The sequence below is a fragment of the Streptomyces globosus genome, assembly GCF_003325375.1.
Classification (GTDB): domain Bacteria; phylum Actinomycetota; class Actinomycetes; order Streptomycetales; family Streptomycetaceae; genus Streptomyces; species Streptomyces globosus_A.
Map to the genome: position 1 here is coordinate 5426079 of NZ_CP030862.1, position 15726 is coordinate 5441804.

The window sequence follows — 15726 nt, forward strand, 5'->3', positions numbered from 1 at the left end:
ACCGGCCCCCTGTCTCGCCCCGCCCTGCCTCCGCGCACGGCGGGAGGCGCGCCGGTCAGGCGCGGGCGGCACGGCCGGGGGCCGTGAAGGTGGTGTCGAGGGCACTGCCGGGCCGGCGGGGCGGTCCGCGGCGGACGAGGGTGTGGGCGTGGACGGCTCCGCGCAGCCGGCGCGGCGGCGTGTGAGCGGGCCGCCGGGGTGCGGGCGGCCGCGGGGTCAGGGCGGCGCGTGCCCGTACGAGGGCCAGGGCGCGGGCGAGCGGGCGAGCGGCGTGGACGGCGGCCGCGCCGAGGGCTGCGGCGAGCCGGAAGACGGCGGCCTCGCCGCGGGCGAGCCAGGCGGCGCACAGGAGCGCGGCGAGCAGGTGGGCGGCGAGCATGCCCAGCCCGCCGTGCCCGGCGGTGTCGGCCAGTCGGCCGGCGGCGTCGGCGAGGGAGGTCCCGCCGGCGGCGAGGGCGTCGGCGCCCGCGGCGGCGTGCGGGTCGGCGGCTCCGGCGGGGAGCACCGTGCCGTGGAGGTGGTGGTGGCCGGGCATCGGCTCGGCGAGGGCGGAGACGGGGGCAGGAGCGGGGGCCGGAGCCGGGGCCGCCGGGGCGGCCGCGTGGTGGTGGCCGGCGGCGGTGCCGGAGAAGGCGAGGTGCAGGGCTCCCTGGGCGGCGAGCAGGGCCGCGCCGATGGGGAGGGTGCCGCGGCGGCGGCCGGCGGCGAGCCAGGCGAGGGCGCCGGTCGCGGCGAAGGCCGCGAGCAGACCGCGGGGCGGGATGTCGGCGCCGGACATCAGGGCGTGCCCGGCGGCGCCCAGCGCGGTGCACACCGCCGCGAAGAGCGCGGCTCGTGTGGCGCGCAGGGGCGCGGGTTCACCTGACATGGCCGGAACATGCTCGCACAGGCCCGGCAGAGGCGGAACGTCGGCTACCGGCCCCGGCGGGGCGCGCCGCGGGCCGTTGGCCGATCATGGTCGGATGAATCCGACGCCTTTGCCGGGGCCGGTGCCAGCGCGGGGGCCGCGCCCCGCGCCCGGGCCGTTGCCGGCCGCCGCCCGGCCCGCCCCCGCTCCGCGCCCGGCGGGGTCCCCGTCCGGCCTGCCGCCCGCCGGGGCGCCGGGTGCGTGGCCGTGGCCGCTGACCGGTGCGTGGCGGGGGCGTCTGCCGGTCCCCCGCCCGCTGCCGCTGGGCGGGGCGGCGTACACGGTCGGCGTGCAGCTCGGGGCGTACGCGCTGGCCGTGCTGGAGGCCCCCGGGCGGGAGCGGCTGCTGCGCGGCTGCTCGACGAACGTCGACAACCTCGCCGCGGGCCGCTGGGAGACGCTGCTGAGCAGTGCCCTGGTGGTCGAGGAGCCGATGCCGCTCCCGTACGCGCTCCTGCTCGTCGCGGTGCTCGGGTATGCGGAGTACGCGTACGGGGCCTGGTGGACGGCCGGGGTGTTCCTGTTCGGACACGTCACGGCGACGCTGCTGGTGTACGGGGCGCTGCGGGGCCGGGCCGGGCCGGAGACCCGTCGGGCCCTGGACGTGGGGACCAGCTACGGGTTCAACGCCGTGCTCGGCGCGCTGACGTCGGCGCTGCCGCGCGGGCCGGTCCGCACGGCGACGCGGGTGGGGCTGCTGGCGGCCGCCGCGCAGCCGGTGCTGCGGCGGGGCCGGACGTTCACGGACGCCGGGCACCTGGCGGCGCTCGGGATAGGGGTCGGGCTGTCGCTCGCCTTCGATTACCTCTCCACCCGAAAAGCATCGAAAATCAGATGAACCAGCACAAAAACCCGTCACGCCCCGCCGACTCCCCCTCACCGCCGACCGACCCCCGGAGCCGCCCGATGACCGCCACCGCAACGCCCTCCACCACCGTCGCCAACCTCCGCGATCTCGGCGGCACCCCGCTGGCCGGCGGCCGCACCGTGCGGCCGGGCCTGGTGCTGCGCTCCGGCCAGCTCGACCGGATGGACGCGGCCGCCGACCCGGCGGTGGCCGCCCTCGGCCTGCGCACGGTCATCGACTTCCGGACGACCGTGGAGCGCGCGGAGTACCCGGACCGGATACCGCCGGGCGTGCGCCTGGTGGTGGAGGACGTGCTGGCGGACAAGGTGAGCGCGGGGCGGATGCCGGCCGCGTCGCAGCTGAAGGACCTCCTGTCGGATCCGGCGCTGGCGGAGGAGCACCTGGGCGGCGGCAAGGTGGCGGTGCTCTTCGCCGACATCTACCGGGCGCTGGTGAGCCTGCCGTCGGCGCAGGCCGCGTACCGGACGCTGCTGACGGAGCTGGCGGACCCGGAGGCGGGCCCGCTGCTGTTCCACTGCACGGCGGGCAAGGACCGTACGGGCTGGGGGGCGACGGTGGTGCTCGCGCTGCTCGGCGCCGACGACGACACCCTGATGGCCGAGTACCTGTCGGTGAATCCGGCCGTCCGGCAGGCCTTCGCCCGGATGATCGAGGGCTTCACCGTCTCGGGCGGCGATCCGGACATCGCGCTGGGCCTGATCGGGGTGTTCCCCTCCTACCTGGAGGCGGCGCTCGACGAGGTGAACACGCGGTACGGCTCGATGGAGAAGTACGTGCGCGAGGGGCTCGGCGTCCCGGACGGGACGGTGGAGGCGCTGCGCGCCCGCCTCATCCGCTGACGCCGGAGGCGCAGCCGCAGCCGAAGCCGCAGAAACGATCCGGCGGCGGGTCCCGCAGCCGGCCCCGAACGCGGCCCCGGCCCGGCCCCGAACCCGCCTCCTCCCCCGCCGGGCGCCCGGACGGGTGAGCCGGGAGCGGTGACCATCCGACCATTCGCTCGTTCTGCTGAACGTGACTGCGCCGGACACCGCCACCCGCCACCCGTCCCCCGCGCCGCTCGGCGTCGACGAGGCCGAGGCCGCGATCGTCGAGCACTATCCGCGGCTGGTGCGGCTCGCCTACCTGGTACTGCCGCCCTCGCTGGGCCGCCACCGGCGCGTGCTCACCGCACACGCCCTGGCGCAGCGGGCCCTGCCGCGCGGCCCCCGGCGCCCCTCCCGCGGCGGCGGCCGGCGGGCGCGGCAGGGCCTGCCCGGGCAGCGCGCCGGGGCGGCTGCCGCCGAGGCGGGGTACGCGTACGTCCGGCTGCGCGTCCTGCGCTCCGCCCTGGAGGCCGGGCGTCCGCTGACGTTCCGGGCGCTGCCGAAGCGGGCGCAGCTGCCGGGCCTGCTCCCGCAGGTGTGGGGGCTGCGGCTGTTCCCCCGTGCGGGCGGGGCCGAGGAGCTGGCGCTGGACCAGTGGCTGGCCACCCTCGACGGGCCGGGCCGGGCCGCGTGCGTGCTGCGCGCGCTGGAGGGGCTGCCGGAGCCGGAGGTGCTGCGGGTGCTCGCCGGGGCGGGGGTCGCGGATCCGGCCGCGGCGGTCGCTGAGTCGGGGGACCCGGTCCACGACGCCCTGTTCGCCGCCCCCGAGTTCGATCCGTGCGTGCTCCAGGCCCGCCCCACCGACCTGCTGCGCCGGCGCCGCCTCGGGCGGGCCGCGGCGGCGGCGGGCGCCGCGCTCGCGGTGTGCGGGGCACTGCTCGCCCTGCCCGCCGGGGGTTGGGGTGCGGACGGGGCCGCGGCCCCGCCGTACGCGAAGAACGCCGCGGCCGAGCAGGCCCTGGACCCGGACAGGCTGATCCGGGTCGTCCCGTCGCTGTGGCGTACGTCGTCCCGTACGGGGTTCTCGACCTGGCCCGCCCGCGGCGACCGCGCCGGCGACTCCGCGCTGCTGCGCCGCGCGCTGGCCGTGTGGGCGCGGCCCGGCGCGACCGTCGCCGCGTCGGCGACGCCCGGCACCCCGCCCGGCCCGCCGATGGGCCCGGCGCAGCTGCTGTTCGCGGGGACCGTCGACCAGGCGGTCGTGGTGCTGCTGTACGACGGCCTGCGCGTGGTGCGGTACGCGGAGCCGGTCGCGGGGACCTCCGCGGCGGCGCTGGACTTCGCCCGGGCGGACGGCGCGTCCGCGGAGACCGCGTCGGCGCTGGTGCTGGGCCGGGTCGACGGGAACGTCCGCTACCTGACGGCCCCGTGGGTGACCGGTGTTGCGGTACGGGACCTGCTGAAGCCGGGCGGGGAGCCGACGGCGCTGAAGCCGGACAGGCACGGCGTCACCCCGCCCGTGCCGAGCCCCGCCCCCGGCGGCACCTGCACCTCCTGGAACGCGCTGGCCGTCACCGGCGACGGCGGGAGCCGGCTGGTCACCGACCTCGGCGAGCTGGTCCCGGCCCGGCTGACCTCGGGCGCACCGGGCGCCGAGCGGGACGTGGCGCAGGCCGGGGAACTCGGCGAGTGGTCGAAGATCGCCTGCCTGCTGCCGTCGTTCCGCTCGAACGGGGTCCGCTCGGTGAACGCCTGGGCGTACGCCCGGCAGTCCCTGCCGGAGGGCGGGGGCACGGCGTCGTGGCTGTGCACGCGGGCCGAGACCTGGGCGGGCGTACGGGACCGGGTGCAGGCGCAGTTCCTGGCGCCGGGCCAGCAGGTGGCGGCGCAGGCCGCGCAGGCGGAGGGCTCGCCGGCCTGCGGTCCGCGGGAGCCGCGCGTCCTGGCGGGCGTGCAGTGGAAGTCGAAGGCGGGCCAGTGGTACGTGCTGGCCGCGGGCAGCGCCCAGTTCGCCTCGCTGTCGGCGTCGGGCGGCGGGGTGAGCGGGTCGTCCGCGAGCAGCCGGCTGGCGGTGAAGGCGCCGGCGGGCGCGCAGGTCACCCTGTCGGGCAGGCTCACGGACGGGACGAAGGCTGCGCCGTTGGGCGGGGCGCAGCAGTGACGGCGCCGGGCCGCACGCACCCGCGCCGGTGACGGCGGTGACGGCCGTCACGGCGGTCACGGGTGGGGGCATGGTTCCCTCTCGGGACGGCTGTTGAGCGAGGTGCCCCTGGGGCGCACGGGGATCGCGCGCGGCCGGGGAAGGCAGCCGGGGCCGCCCGGGGACGCCGAGGGGTTTTCCCGCCCCGCGCCCGCCAGTACATTGACGCCATGTCTAATAGGCCGCTCGCCCCCGCCCGCGTGGCGTCGGAGCACACGGAGCTCAAGGCGCGGAACGTGTCCTTCGGCTGGGAGGACACCCCGCTCCACTGGCTGCCCGGCGATCCCTTCGCCACGCACACCATCAACGTGCTGCACCTGCTCCTGCCCGCGGGCGAGCGGTGGTTCGTGCACGTCTTCAAGCAGGTGCTCCCGCACATCCGGGACGAGCGGCTGCGCGCGGACGTGATCGGGTTCATCGGGCAGGAGGCCGTGCACGCCGCCGCGCACGACGACGTGCTGCCGCACCTGAGGCGGCAGGGCCTGGACCCCACCCCGTACACCGCCCAGGTCGACTGGGTCTTCGAGAAGCTGCTCGGCGACCGGACCCTGCCGCCCGGCAGGGCGCGGCACTGGTGGCTCATGGAGCGGGTCGCGATGATCGCGGCGATCGAGCACTACACGGCGTTCCTCGGCGACTGGATCCTCAACGCGGACGAGCTGGACCGCCGCGGCGCCGACCCGGTGATGCTCGACCTGCTGCGCTGGCACGGCGCCGAGGAGGTCGAGCACCGCTCGGTGGCCTTCGACCTGTTCCTGCACGTCGACGGCGGCTACCGGCGGCGCGTGCGGACGTGGGCGACCGCGTTCGCGTCTCTGGTGTGGCTGTGGCAGCGGGGCGTCCGCTTCTTCATGGACAACGACCCCGAGCTGGTCGGCGCCAAGGCCTCGGTCGGGCAGTTCTTCCGGGCCGGCCAGCAGGGGGTACTGCCCTCCACCGGGGCGATGCTGAAGTCCATACCGACCTACCTGTCCCGTACGTACCACCCGTCGCAGGAGGGTTCCACGGCCCAGGCGGCGGCCTACCTGGCCTCCTCCCCCGGGGCGAACGGGGGTGCCCGGCCGTGACACGGGCCCTGAAAGCCGCCGCGGTGGCGGGCGCGGTCCTCGTGGCCCGCCGCGCCCTGCGCGCACGCATATCCCGCTCGCCGCTGTGGCCGCTGCCCGCGCTGGCCGAGCCGGTGTCCGGGCACTCGCCGCGCCGCCGGCTGCGCGCGCGGATCGCCTCCCGCACCGAGCCCGCGCAGGGCGTGGTGCGGCTGGTGCTGGAGTCGCCCGAGCTGCCGGAGTGGACCCCGGGGGCGCATGTGGACGTCCTGCTGCCGTCCGGGCTGGTCCGCCAGTACAGCCTGTGCGGGGACCCCGCCGACCGCGGCCGCTACACAATCGCGGTCCGGCTGGTGGAGGACGGCCGGGGCGGCTCCCGCGAGGTGCACGACCGGCTCGCCGAGGGCGGTGTGCTGGAACTGCGGCCTCCGCGCAACCGGTTCGCCCTGGCGCCGGCCGCCTCGTACGTGTTCGTCGCCGGCGGCATCGGCATCACCCCGGTCCTGCCGATGGTCCGCGCGGCCGCCGCGGCCGGCGCCGACTGGAGGCTGCTGTACGGGGGGCGCAGCCGCGCCGCCATGCCGTTCCTTCCGGAGCTGGCCGGACTCGACTCCGCCGCCGGGAGGTCCTCCCGCGTCCGCGTCGTCCCCGAGGACGAGGCCGGGCTGCCCGACCTCGCCGCCTTGCTCGCCGGGGCCCCGCCGGACGCGCTCGTGTACGCCTGCGGCCCCGAGCCGCTGACCGCCGCGCTCCTCGCCGCCGCCCCCGACCCCTCCCGCGTACGGCTGGAGCGTTTCGCCCCCGCCTCCTCCGGCACCGCAGGCGACCGGCCGTTCACCGTCGAGCTGCGCCGCTCCGGCCGCACCGTCGAGGTCGCGGCCGGCGAGTCGGCGCTGGCCGCCGTCCGCCGCGAGCTGCCCGACACCCCGTACTCATGCGGGCAGGGTTTCTGCGGCACCTGCCGGCAGCGGGTCCTGGCGGGCCCGGTGGACCACCGCGACGGGTTCCTCACCGACGCCGAGCAGGCGGACTCGATGCTGCTGTGCGTCTCCCGCGCACGGGGGGAACGCCTGGTCCTGGACCTGTGACCGGCGGGGCCGCGCCCCAAGGACCCGCCCCGGGCGGGCAGTAGGGTGTCGGCATGACAACCGGGGTGCGGCGCAGGATGGGTGTCGAGGAGCGGCGGGAGCAGCTGATCGCAGTGGCTCTCCAGCTGTTCAGCGACAGGTCGCCCGAGGACGTGTCGATCGACGAGATCGCGGCGGCGGCCGGCATATCGCGGCCGCTCGTCTACCACTACTTCCCGGGGAAGCTGAGCCTGTACGAGGCCGCGCTGCGGCGGGCAGCCGACGAGCTGGCTCGGCGGTTCGACGAGCCGCTGGAAGGACCGCTCGGGACGCGGCTGCTGCGGGTGATGGGCCGGTTCTTCGCGTTCGTCGACGAGCACGGGCCCGGCTTCTCCGCGCTGATGCGGGGTGGCCCGGCCGTCGGGTCCACGCGGACCAACGCGCTGGTCGAGGAGGTGAGGCAGGCCGCGTACGAGCAGATCCTGCGGCACCTGGGGATCGGCGAGCCGCCGGCGCGGCTGCGCCTCGTCGTCCGCTCGTGGGTCTCGCTCGCCGAGTCGACGGCGCTGCTGTGGCTGGACGGGCGGGAGATCCCGCGCGCGGAGCTGGAGCTCCAGCTGGTGCACGACTTCGCGGCACTGGCCGCCGTGAGCGCCGCGTACAACGCGGAGATGGCCGGGGTGCTGGCGCGGATCCTGGCGCACGAGCCGGCGGACGGGCCGTTCGGCGAACTGGTGGCGCGCCTCGCGTCACTCGTCCCGGGCGACGCGGGCCCGACGCGCGAACCGGCGCCTGACCCGATGCCCGGACCTGCCCCCGAGCCCCGGTGATCATCACGTGATAATGCGCGCGTGAGCATTGACGACATGATCCTGTTCCGGCGGGCCGTGGAGACGGATGCCGCCATGCTGGCGGGCCTGTTCGACCGGGCCGCCCGGTGGATGCAGCAGAACGGCATCGAGCAGTGGAAGCCCGGGGACAGGGACGCCGCGCACTTCGCGGCGCGGATGCGCGACGGCGAGGTGTGGCTCGCGGTCGGCTCCGAGGGGCGGATCGCCGGCGCGTACGAGCTGTGGTGGTCGGACGAGGAGGCCTGGGGCGTGCAGCCCCCGGTCGCCGGGTACGTCCACCGGCTGATGGTGGAGCGCCGGACCGCGCCCGCGGGGACCGGCCGGCGGATGCTCGAACACGCCGAGCGCCGGATCGCCGGCTCGGGCCTGCCGCGGGCGCGGCTGGACTGCCTCTCCACCAACCCCCGGCTGCTCGCGTACTACCAGGACGCGGGCTACCGGGTGGTCGGGGAGTTCCCCCACAAGGAGGGCAGGGACGGCCGCGTCTACGGAGTGGTCCTCCTGGAGAAGCGGCTGGACCGGCTCAGCGTCGTGTGAACACCGCGACGGTCCTGGCCGGGACGGTGAACCCTCCCGTCCTCGCCTCGTACGCGGCCTTCCGGGCCACCGGGTCGGAGCCCGCGGCCTGCACCGGGTGGAGCAGGTAGCCGGTGCCGGCGAGGGCGGGGACGCGCTGCTCCTGCGTCTGCGGGGTGGCGTTGAAGACGACGGCGAGGTCGCCGAGCACCATCGTGATGACCCCGGGCGTCTCCTCCTTCCCGGAGAGCGGGAAGGAGAGCGCCGCCTGGACCTGTTCCGCCGTGCCGAGCCGGAAGGACGGCTCGGTGGTGCGGATGCGCAGCAGGTCGCGGTAGGCGGCCGAGGCGCCGCTGATCTCGGTGCAGCCGGGGGCGGGGCCGGTCAGCAGGGGCTTGGCGTACGTCCACTTCGGCTTGTTGTCGGCTGCCGGGGGCAGGCCGCGGCCGAAGCCGTTGCCGGCGCGGCAGTCCCAGTGGATGGCGTTGAACCAGTCCCCGCTGTCGTAGGAGTTGCGGTCGAGGGACTTGGAGCGGAGCAGGTCCGTGCCGGCCTGGGACAGGGCGGGGCCCTGGGAGAGCGCGGAGACGGCCATCGCCAGGACCTGCATGCGGGCCCGGTCGGCGGTGGGGGTGTCCTGCGGGAGCTTGAACGCCAGGGCGTCGTAGAGGGTTTCGTTGTCGTGGGCGTCGGAGTAGGCGAGGGCGTCGCCGGGGGCGGCCGCGTAGCCGGCCGGGGCGCCGTTGTAGTCGACCTCGGAGCCCTTGACGCGGCGCCCCGAGGTGTCGGTGAAGGCGTACGAGGCGAGGTTGCCGGAGAGGCCGACCTTGATCAGGTCCTGGTCGTGCAGCAGGCGGGCCCGCTGCTCGGCCGGGCTGCCGTTCGCGGGCGAGCCGTTGGGGGCGGTGAACAGGCCGGAGGCGAAGCCCTGGACGCGCGGGTCCTCGTCGAAGGGGCCGCCGCCGCGGACGGCGTCGCGGGCCCGGTCGGAGAAGGTGGCGATGCCGGTGCCCGCCATGTTGGCCTGGGTGGCCTGGACGAAGCGGGCGTCGTTCGCGACCTCGCCGAAGTTCCAGCCCTCGCCGTAGAGGATGATCCGCTTGCCGTCGACGCCGTCCTTCTCCATGGTGAGGGCGTCGAGGGCCTTGCGGACGGCCAGGATGTTGTCCTTCGGGTGGTGTCCCATCAGGTCGAAGCGGAAGCCGTCGACCTTGTACTCCTTCGCCCAGGTGGTGATCGAGTCGACGACGAGGCGGCCCATCATGGCGTTCTCGGGGGCGGTGTTGGCGCAGCAGGTGGAGGTGGCGACGCTGCCGTCGGGCAGGAGCCGCTGGTAGTAGCCGGGGACGATCCGGTCGAGGACGGACTTGCCGTCCTGCCCGGCGGCCACGGTGTGGTTGTAGACGACGTCCATGACCGTGCGCAGGCCGGCGCCGTTCAGCGCCTGGACCATCTTGCGGAACTCGACGGTCCGGGCGGTGCCGTCCGGGTTGCTCGCGTAGCTGCCCTCCGGGACGGTGTAGTGCAGGGGGTCGTAGCCCCAGTTGTAGGAGTCCTTCGCCGCCGCGGCGGCGATGCAGGCCTGCTGCTCCTCGGAGTCCGGTGCGTACACCTTCAGGTCGCAGGCGGGTTCGGTGCGGTCGCCGGGCTTCTCGGGGATGGTGCCGATGTCGAAGGCCGGCAGGAGGTGGACGTAGGAGGTGCCGGCGGCGGCGAGGCCGCGCAGGTGCCGCATGCCCCGGGAGTCGGCGTCGGTGAAGGCCAGGTACTGGCCGGGGTGCTTGCTGGTGGGGTCGGCGACGGAGAAGTCGCGGATGTGGAGTTCCTGGATCTGCGCGTTGGTGAAGGGGACCGCGGCGGGCTTGCGCAGCTGCCGCCAGCCGGGCGGGGCCAGCTTCGGGTCGGCGAGGTCGACGGCGAGGCTCGCCGCCGAGTCCGCGGTCAGGGCGGTGGAGTACGGGTCGGTGACCAGGTTGCGTACGATCTGCCGGGCCCCGGGCGCCCAGACGGTGACGGCGTACCGGTAGGGCTTGCCGGTCCAGGAGCGCTCGCCGCGCGCCGACCAGACGCCGGTGGCGTCGTCGCGGCGCATCGGCAGGATGCGGCCGTCGAGTTCGAGCTCGACGGTGCGGGCGGTCGGCGCCCACACCGACAGGGTGGGACGGCCGTCCTTGAAGACGGGGCCGAGCGCGCTGTTGTTCGCGTACAGGTCGTCGAGGACCCCGGCGAGCTGGACGCCGGTGGCGGCGAGGACCGCCCCGTTGGCGGCCCGGGCGGAGGCCGTGACCTGGCCGCGCAGGGCGCCCCGGACGCGGTCGCGGTCGCGGGCGTCCACGCGGTGCGCGGTGTGTCCGGCGAGGTGCGGGAACTTCTTCTTCTGCGCGTCGGTCAGCGTGCCGGGCGTGAGCCGGATCCACTGCGCCGTCCCGGTCAGGGTGCCGTTCTCGGCCTTGACCGACCCGTCGGCGGAGGCGAGGAGCTGGACGGACGCGGCGGCCGCGGGGGCGTTCCAGGCGACGGTGTCCCGGTCGATCCAGACGGCGTGCGCCGCGCCGAGGTCGAGGCCGGCGGCGGAGCCCGCGGGCTGCGGCAGCAGGTAGGGGGCCCGTCCGCCGAGCATCCACACCTCGTGGCCGACGGCCTTGAGGTCGAGGGACTGGTCGGTCGGGAGGTCCTTCTCGTCGCCCTTGTGGACGATGTAGCTCAGCGACTCGGCTCCGGCGGCGAGGGGCACCTCGAAGACGGCTCCGTAGGAGTCGATGCGGGCGGGGGCCAGCGGCTTGGACCAGTCGGTGGGGTGGGCGGCGCCGGCCCAGACGTGCAGGCCCCAGCCGTCGTAGTTCCCGTCGGCGCGCTGGTAGTGCAGGACGGCCTTGGTGCGGTCCTGCGGCGGGTAGGCGGGCCGCTCGGTGCGGACGGCCTCCTGGCCCTGCTCCAGCCAGACCTCGCCGGTGCGGGTCACGTCGAGGGTGCGGTCCGCGGCGACGTCCTTGTTGCCGTCCTTGTCGATGACGAGGTAGCCGATCGAGGAGGCGCCGGGCTTGAGGCGGACGTACGCGAACGCCCCGTAGGCGTCGCGGCCGGTGAAGGCGTGGCCCTCGGGCCAGGGCGTCGCCTCGCCCTCGGCGAGGTCGCCCCAGGCGTAGAGGCGCCAGTTCGTGTAGTCGCCGTCGGGGCGGCGGTAGTGGACGACGGCGTACTCGCGCTGCGTCGCGGTGGGCACTCCGGGGGGCGGCAGCTGCCCGGCGGTCGATGCGGCGAGCGCGCTCGCGGTGCGTCCGGCGGAGTCGACGGCGACGGCCTTGTACCGCAGCGGGGTGCCGGGCTTGGCGTCGACGTGCTGGGTGGTCTTGTAGGGGGCGTGGTCGGCGGAGCCGAGGACCTGCCAGGGGCCGTTGCCGGCCTGGGCGGCGAAGACGACCCGGTTCAGGCCGCCGCCGCTGACCTCGGCGGACACCTCGACGGTGCCGGCGGCGCCGGCGGCCGGGGCCTTCAGCGTCAGCGCGGGCCTGTCCGCCGGGGCGGCGACCGGTTCGAGGGCCCTGAGGACGACCGTGCCGAGGGCGGGCAGCGGGACGGTCAGCTTGCCGTCGGCGGTGGCGCGGATGATCGCGGTCCCGCCGTACAGGGTGCGGTACTGGGCTCCGGCCGGGGCGTCGATGCGGACGGTGCGCTCCTCGGCCGCGTTGTTCGCGGCGACGAGGTACTCGTGCCGCGGGGCGGGGCGGGCCTTGTCCTTGCCGCCCTTGCCCTTGCCCTTGCCGCCCTTGCCGCCGGCGGCGGGGGCGTCGGTGCGGGCGAAGGCGTAGACGGAGCCGTCGTTCAGGCGCTCGCTCTGGACGCCGTCGCGCAGGGCCGGGTGCTCGCGGGTGAGCTTGGAGAGGGCGGCGATCTGCCGGTAGAGGGGGTGGGAGGGGTCGTAGGCGTCGGCGGCGTGCGTGCGGTCGGTGCCGAGCTGGTCGTCGTCGAGGTAGTCGGCGGTCCTGGACGCGAAGAGGGGCTGGCGGGCGTCCTTGTCGCCGCCGGCGCCGGTGAAGCCCTGTTCGTCGCCGGCGTAGACGACGGGGTTGCCGCGGCTGAGGAACATCAGCTCGTTGGCGAGCCGGTAGCGGGCCAGGAGCTCCTGTTCGCCGGCGCCGGGCCGGTCCTGGCGCAGGAAGGCGCCGAAGCGGCCCATGTCGTGGTTGCCGAGGAAGGTGACCTGCTCGTAGGCGTTCGCCTTGTCGGTGGTGTACCGGTAGTCGTCGGCGAGGACCGCGGAGAGGCGTCCGGCGCCGGCGCCCTGGGAGGCGTAGGCGCGGATGGCGTCCTGGAGCGGGAAGTCGAGGGTGGCGTCGAGTCGGCCGCGGGTCACGTAGGGGGAGGTGACGGCGGTGTCGGCGGAGTAGACCTCGCCGAACATGAAGAAGTCCTTGCGGCCCTGCTTGGCGGCGTACTTGTCGAGGGCGGTGGCCCACTGGGTCCAGAAGCCGGTGTTGACGTGCTTGACCGTGTCGATGCGGAAGCCGTCGATACGGAAGTCCTTGACCCACTTCTCGTAGATCTTCTGCATGCCGCTGACGACCTCGGGGCGCTCGGTCCACAGGTCGTCGAGGCCGAAGAAATCGCCGTGCTCGGAGGACTCGCCGGCGAAGGTGGAGTCGCCCCGGTTGTGGTACATCGCCGGGTCGTTGAGCCAGGCGGGGACCTTCAGGTTCTTCTTCCCCTCGGGGACGAATGGGGTGCGGGGGAACGCGGAGAGGTCGGTGGCGGGGAACTTGCGGCCGCCGGCCGCGTAGTCGGCGTCGTCGAAAGGGACGCCGTCCTTGGTGAGGTAGGGGAAGGCGCCCTTCGACAGGTAGGAGTAGGACTGCTCCTTGTAGTCGACGACGTCGGCGGTGTGGTTGGTGATGACGTCGAAGAAGACCTTCATCCCCTTGGCGTGTGCCTTGTCGATGAGCCGGGTGAGGTCGTCGTTGGTGCCGAAGTGCGGGTCGACCTGCGTGAAGTCGGTGATCCAGTAGCCGTGGTAGCCGGCGGAGACGTCGTCGCCCTTGCCCTGCACGGGCTGGTTCTTGAAGATCGGCGCCATCCAGATGGCGGTGGTGCCGAGCCCCTTGATGTAGTCCAGCCGGTCGGTGAGGCCCTTGAGGTCGCCGCCCTGGTAGAAGCCCTTGTCGGTGGGGTCGAGGCCGGTTTGCAGGCGGGTGCCGGTGAGGCCGCCGGTGTCGTTGCGGCGGTCGCCGTTGGCGAACCGGTCGGGGAGGACGAAGTAGAACTGCTCGCGGGTGAGGTCGTGCCGTGCGGGCTCGGCGGCGAGTGCCGCGTCCGAGGGCGGGGCCGGCGGCCGGGTGGTGCCGGCGGCCGCGGCGGGCAGGGCGGGCAGGAGCGTCGCCGCCAGTGCGGCGGCGAGGACTCCTGCGGCTGGGCGGGTCAAGGCGTCGTCTCCTCGGGTGCGTGGAGAGGGCCGCCCGGCGCGGACCGGGTCCGGTGCGGGCGCCGGGCGGCCCTGGCAGCGGGTCGGTCAGTTGCGCCAGGTGTCGTTCAGGACGACCTTGCCGTCGGCCGGGACGGTGGCGGTGCGGTTGGCGCCGCTCTCCCAGGTGGTGTTCCCGGCGGCGTCGCGGCGGATGTACTTGTACGAGAACACGGTGCCGGGCGGCAGCTGCACGTCGAGCTTCCACACCGGGTAGGCGGCGGGGTCGAGCTTGGGCGCGGCGGCCGGGTTCCATCCGCCGAGTTCGGCGCGGTCGCCCGCGATGTGGATGTTCTGGCCGAACACGGTGGTGGCGTTGACGGCGAAGGACGCGCCGGTGCCGTCCTGGGTCCCGGAGCAGGTGCGGGCGCCGGTGTGCAGGGCGAGTGCGGTGCCGGGGGCGACGGTGGCGGTGAACCGGCCGTCCGAGCCGACGGTGACGGTCCGTCCGCTCTGCACGTCGCAGTAGGCGCCGCCGGGCAGGGAGGTCTGGAAGGTGCGGGTGAGGGCGTGGGACTCGTGGTTCAGGGCCACGTACGCCTTGCTGCCGCGGCCGAAGGCGATCTGGTCGCCGCCGTTGTCCCACCAGTCGGTGACGGCCTGCCCGCGGGCGGTGTTGCGGAAGCCGACCATCGAGGAGATCTCGCGCCAGGCGTGCTGGCACTTCCAGCCGTCGCTGTAGCAGGCGTTGACCGTGCCGCCGTTCGGCGGGCCGGCGTCCTTGTCGGTCCAGTCGTAGCCGGAGTGGACGTCCGGGGAGCCGTAGGGCCAGGCCAGCATGAAGACGTGGGCGAGGGTGTGGGCGGAGCCGTTCTTGTGGCTGAGGCTCTCGCCGTTGCGCTCGGTGTCGTGGTTGGCGACGAAGACGCCGGACTTGCCTGAGGACATGTAGCCCCAGGCCTCGCCGAAGTTCTTCAGGTAGGCGAGGTTCTCGGACTGGAAGATGCGCTTGAGGTCGCGGGCGTAGCGGAACTCCTGGACGTCGCCGCTGCCCAGGTACTCGCTCGGGTCGACGGCCTCGCCGGCGCCGTGGATCGCCTCGTGCTTCCAGTAGGCGCCGGGGTTGCTGAGCCGGGACTTGATGTTGGCCAGGTCGGTGGCCGGCATGTGCTTGGCTGCGTCGATGCGGAAGCCGTCGACGCCGAGCGAGAGCAGGTCGTTCAGGTAGCCGGCGATCCGGGAGCGGACGTGCTCCTCGCCGGTGTCGAGGTCGGCGAGCTGGACGAGCTCGCAGTTCTGGACGTTGGCGCGGTCGCGGTAGTTGTCGCCGATGGTGGTGCGGCAGTCGTCCATGTCGGCGCCGGTGTAGATGCCGGGGTAGTCGTACTTGCGGTAGGTGCTGCCGCCGGTGCCGGTGAGGGTGGCGTTCGCGTCGGCGGGGCCGGCCATGTGGTTGATGACGGAGTCCACGACGACCTTGACGCCGGCGGCGTGGCAAGTGTCGATCATCGCCTTGAAGGCGGCCCGGTCACCGAGCCGCGAGGCGATCTTGTAGCTGACCGGCTGGTACGAGGTCCACCACTGGGAGCCCTGGACGTGCTCCTGGGGCGGGGAGACCTGGACGTATCCGTAGCCGGCGGGGCCGAGGCTGTCCGTGCAGGCCTTGGCGACCGAGTCGAAGCGCCACTCGAACAGCACGGCGGTGACGTCCTTGTCGCCGGGCGGGGACGCCTGGGCAGGGGGTGCCTGTGCGGTGAGGGTCGCGGCGGCGAGGGCGGCGGCGGCGAGCAGCGCGGCGCCGCTCGCCCGGCGTGGGGCGGCGGGCGGTCTGGCGTCGATGGCAGACATGCGGGGGCCTCCTGGCGGGAGAGGTTGGGGATTGTGGCGACCGTAGGGGCCGCCCCCGCGTGTTGCAAGACTTTGCGCAAGAGATTGCAGAATTGTTTCCGGCCGGTAGGGACCCAGATCCTCCCCAACCACCCCTCAACGGCGCCGACTTGAGCGCCGCTCCGCCGGCCCCCCGGCCCGGGCCCCGGACATGGCGGCGCCGGGACCCCGTGATCGGGGCCCCGG

10 protein-coding genes are annotated in these 15726 nt (G+C 74.9%); 7 read left to right on the top strand and 3 right to left on the bottom strand.

From position 1 onward, the window contains the following. Positions 1–55 precede the first annotated feature (55 nt). Positions 56–868: a hypothetical protein gene (locus C0216_RS24095; RefSeq protein ID WP_162793281.1), complete on the bottom strand. Its 813-nt coding sequence runs from the start codon at positions 866–868 to the stop codon at positions 56–58. 328 nt (positions 869–1196) lie between these two features. Here C0216_RS24095 and C0216_RS24100 point away from each other — a divergent pair, with 328 nt between their 5' ends. The 7 genes from C0216_RS24100 to C0216_RS24130 all read left to right on the top strand — a co-directional run bounded on the left by C0216_RS24100 (position 1197) and on the right by C0216_RS24130 (position 8279). Next, positions 1197–1745 (top strand): rhomboid-like protein, encoded by a 549-nt coding sequence (locus C0216_RS24100; protein WP_246042670.1) that lies wholly within the window; start codon positions 1197–1199, stop codon positions 1743–1745. Positions 1746–1813: 68 nt separating this feature from the next. Beyond that, positions 1814–2614 (top strand): tyrosine-protein phosphatase, encoded by an 801-nt coding sequence (locus C0216_RS24105; protein WP_114057303.1) that lies wholly within the window; start codon positions 1814–1816, stop codon positions 2612–2614. 172 nt (positions 2615–2786) lie between these two features. Continuing rightward, entirely contained in the window at positions 2787–4739 is a 1953-nt protein-coding gene (locus C0216_RS24110; protein WP_114057304.1) for a hypothetical protein, read from the top strand. Between the two features lie 209 nt (positions 4740–4948). Next, a complete protein-coding gene (locus C0216_RS24115) occupies positions 4949–5845 on the top strand; it encodes a metal-dependent hydrolase (RefSeq protein ID WP_114057305.1) in 897 nt (298 codons plus the stop codon). Beyond that, on the top strand, positions 5842–6912 hold the full coding sequence (locus C0216_RS24120) for a PDR/VanB family oxidoreductase (RefSeq protein WP_114057306.1): 1071 nt from the start codon (positions 5842–5844) through the stop codon (positions 6910–6912). The genes C0216_RS24115 and C0216_RS24120 overlap by 4 nt, the downstream gene beginning before the upstream one ends. A gap of 53 nt (positions 6913–6965) precedes the next feature. Further along, positions 6966–7721, top strand: a complete 756-nt coding sequence (locus tag C0216_RS24125) for a TetR/AcrR family transcriptional regulator (protein WP_114057307.1) — start codon at positions 6966–6968, stop codon at positions 7719–7721. A 36-nt stretch (positions 7722–7757) separates the two neighbouring features. Next, complete coding sequence (locus C0216_RS24130; protein WP_174250544.1) at positions 7758–8279, top strand: GNAT family N-acetyltransferase; 522 nt, start codon at positions 7758–7760, stop codon at positions 8277–8279. On the opposite strand, the gene pulA is transcribed toward C0216_RS24130, so the two are convergent. Next, on the bottom strand, positions 8266–13674 hold the full coding sequence (gene pulA, locus C0216_RS24135) for a pullulanase-type alpha-1,6-glucosidase (RefSeq protein WP_114057309.1): 5409 nt from the start codon (positions 13672–13674) through the stop codon (positions 8266–8268). The two genes, C0216_RS24130 and pulA, sit on opposite strands and share 14 nt — an antisense overlap. An 87-nt stretch (positions 13675–13761) precedes the next feature. Then, positions 13762–15501 (bottom strand): carbohydrate-binding module family 20 domain-containing protein, encoded by a 1740-nt coding sequence (locus C0216_RS24140; RefSeq protein WP_114057310.1) that lies wholly within the window; start codon positions 15499–15501, stop codon positions 13762–13764. Between the last annotated feature and the right edge of the window lie 225 nt (positions 15502–15726).

Coding starts and splice junctions, on each gene's coding strand:
- C0216_RS24095 (WP_162793281.1), bottom strand. CDS start 868: ATGTCAGGTGAACCCGCGCCCCTGCGCGCCACACGAGCCGCGCTCTTC.
- C0216_RS24105 (WP_114057303.1), top strand. CDS start 1,814: ATGACCGCCACCGCAACGCCCTCCACCACCGTCGCCAACCTCCGCGAT.
- C0216_RS24115 (WP_114057305.1), top strand. CDS start 4,949: ATGTCTAATAGGCCGCTCGCCCCCGCCCGCGTGGCGTCGGAGCACACG.
- C0216_RS24125 (WP_114057307.1), top strand. CDS start 6,966: ATGACAACCGGGGTGCGGCGCAGGATGGGTGTCGAGGAGCGGCGGGAG.
- C0216_RS24130 (WP_174250544.1), top strand. CDS start 7,758: ATGATCCTGTTCCGGCGGGCCGTGGAGACGGATGCCGCCATGCTGGCG.
- C0216_RS24140 (WP_114057310.1), bottom strand. CDS start 15,501: ATGTCTGCCATCGACGCCAGACCGCCCGCCGCCCCACGCCGGGCGAGC.